This window comes from Staphylococcus sp. HMSC36A10 (genome assembly GCF_001838845.1).
Classification (GTDB): Bacteria; Bacillota; Bacilli; order Staphylococcales; family Staphylococcaceae; genus Staphylococcus; species Staphylococcus aureus.
In genome coordinates, this window is the sequence record NZ_KV839130.1 from 183,836 (window position 1) to 186,738 (window position 2,903).

A 2,903-nucleotide genomic window follows, 5' to 3' on the forward strand; every position below is an offset into this window, starting at 1 on the left:
TTGACAGTGATAGCTCATTAAGAAGTGAGGATAAGGGCGATGATATGAGTACTTTAGTTGGTACAGTACTCAGTGGATTTGAATATCGAGCGCAAAAAGAAAAGTATGATAAATTATATAAATTTTTTAAAGATAATGAAGAGAAATACCAATATACAGGATTTACAAAAGAGGCAATTAATAAGACACAAAATAGTGGATATGAAAATGAATATTTTTATATTTCGACTATACCATATAATTTAACAGAGTATAGAAACTATTTTGAGCCATTGTTAAACAAAAGTAACAGTGAATTTTCAAAAGAAATGTCAAATGTTAAGAAGCAATTAAAGGATAAGTCGAAAGTATCGGTAACTACTACTCTATTTAGTAAAAATAAGAACTATACTAAAAAAAGTAACAGTGAAAATGTAATAAAAATGGCAGAAGAAATAAAAAAAGAAAAAGATTTACCAACTGATATAGATTTTAGTATACAATTTTCAGACAATAAAATAAATACGATTAAACCAAATTATAGCAGTAAAGATAATTCGGAATATGGGGTATTTGATAATGAATAAAATAAATGATAGAGATTTAACAGAGCTTAGTGGATATTGGGTATATCAAGATTTAAAAGATAATTCTACTATTAAAGTGAATGGAAATAAGTATAAGGTTTTAAGCACAATTTCAAATAATAAAAATAAAAATATAAATGGAAGTGCAGATATAAAAATTTTTGAACTATTAGATTCTAATAATTCACCAAGTGGACAGCAAATTATTTCTTTTGAAGGAACAAATAATAATGAATCTATAAATCCGAAAAATCCACTTAAAGGAAAAGTTGGAGATGATTGGTTAGAAAACATCAAATTAATGGATAACGAAAAGACAACTACACCTTTATTAGAACAAAACAATAAATTTTTAGAATTATATAAGAAAAAATTAGATGATGCTAATAAATTAAGCAATAGTAACTTTTATAGAAAATATGGTGAAAAAGTTGCCAAATACAAAAATAAAGAAGTAGTTTCTGAAGATGGAAATTCACAAGGTGGGGCAAGTGCAATTCATCAAGGTGTTGAACATCCTGAAAAACATATAGTTTCAACAAATCCTGCTATGTTGCCTGAAGCGATATGGAGAAATTTAAAACAGTCAAATTTTGAAAATATTATAAATTTTCATAGTACAAATGACGTACTATCATGGTTACAAGATCCATTTGCGAAAGAAATGCCAGGTAAACGAATTAATATAAGAGATGGTGTTCCAACTTTAAATGGATTAATTGATAGTCATCTTGGTTTTAAAAGGGAATTCAATTCGAAAACTAATGAATATAAGGATATACCTGTTCATAAAATAGAATCGGTCAAGGATACAGAGATTAAAAACGGAAAAGAAGTGAAAAAGGTTATAAATATAAATCTAGACATGGATGGTAGAATTCCAATAAATGTTTGGACAGGGGATTCAATAGCGAGGTCAGGTAAAGGGAAAAATATTAAGTTAGATATTGAGAAATTAGGTGATTTATACCAACTTGTTACAGGGGAAACAAGCACTATGTTACAAGAATGTGTGACATTTTTAAATGAAAGTTTTAATATATCTCAGTCGGAAAATTCTTATTTTGGAGATAGAAAGCATAAATTAAAACAAAAATTTAAGAATGTAATTGAAATTGATGTTTTAGAAAATATGAGTAGAAACATTACATCTAAAAAGAATGAGTTATTTGAAAGTATAGATTCTTTTATGGATAAAATTGGACCTATTGCAATTTTAGTTCCAGCTTTGAACTTGAAACCTTTAAAGTGGGGTATCAATAAGGTCGATAGTCAATTCCAGAGAGGAATAGAAAGAATTCACGACTCAATCGATAAAATATTAGTAAAAATGTTTAAAAATTTAGACCATGATTTACAAGATGGTGTGACTGAAGAAATGATGAAACATTTAAAAATCGTTAGAGAAAATATCATTCTAATTAAAAATCAAAATGACATTTATGGTAATCAAATTGCTGATATAAAAAGTATTATGTCCTATCAAGATGCTACTATTATGGATGGAAACCTAAATATCAATTATAATGGTCAACATATGGTTTCGGGTAAAGTTAACCTTTCAAAATATTTATCAAGAAAAATGACTATTTTAAAAAATCATATTGATAATGCTGTTGAAGAATTATCTGATTATATTCAAAAAGTTTATAATGAAAATTTCAAAGAGTTAGTAAGAAATATAAATAACACAACAGAAATTATAAAAGGAATTATAGATGGTCTTAATTTATTAATTACAATGTTATACGAAAAAAGAATCATTGATGGTTTAAAAGAATCCTCTATTGATCGAAAACAATTTGAAAATTCAATAGAAGAATTAAAAATAAACCTAACAAAATGGACAGATTTTTTACATGATTTAAAGGCAGCATCGCCGATTTTAGAAAATCACTTAGATGATATTGTTAAGAACATGAAGCCTTTGATAGTACAAATGATATTTGAACCATCGCATTATGACGATATGTTTATTTTGAACACACAAGCTCATGCGCGTCTTGATCAAATGGCAAAACAGTTTGAAGTTGTTTGTAATGGTTTGAACGAAAATGAAGGACAAGCTATTCAAACAATGGATCAATCTGCCTCGTTAATTCGTTCAAACTTAATTCAAGTTAAAGAACAATTAGAAAAACTAGCAGTATACTAATTAATTTATTAAAAGCTACTTGTTTTCATTGAGAATAAGTAGTTTTTTCAAACATAAAAGTTTTACAAACACATAAATGGGTGATGAGATATGCTTAAAAAAGCAAAATTAATCTTAATAGCAACACTATTGCTATCAGGATGTTCCGCGATTGAAAATGAATCAAAAAAAGACAGAAATAC

At 27.0% G+C, this 2,903-nt stretch carries 2 protein-coding genes and 1 pseudogene; all 3 read left to right on the top strand.

What is annotated here, in order from left to right:
- Positions 1-566, top strand: a 566-nt coding sequence (locus HMPREF3247_RS14775) for a DUF1672 family protein (RefSeq protein ID WP_142349158.1), incomplete at its 5' end; no start/stop codon positions are given.
- Positions 559-2,721 (top strand): hypothetical protein, encoded by a 2,163-nt coding sequence (locus HMPREF3247_RS12985; RefSeq protein WP_001033752.1) that lies wholly within the window; start codon positions 559-561, stop codon positions 2,719-2,721. The genes HMPREF3247_RS14775 and HMPREF3247_RS12985, both read left to right, overlap by 8 nt.
- A gap of 90 nt (positions 2,722-2,811) precedes the next feature.
- Positions 2,812-2,903: pseudogene (locus tag HMPREF3247_RS15030) on the top strand (hypothetical protein); the annotation flags it as partial.

What these genes read in the sequence shown, in the direction of transcription:
- HMPREF3247_RS12985 (WP_001033752.1), top strand. Translation starts at nt 559, where the DNA reads ATGAATAAAATAAATGATAGAGATTTAACAGAGCTTAGTGGATATTGG.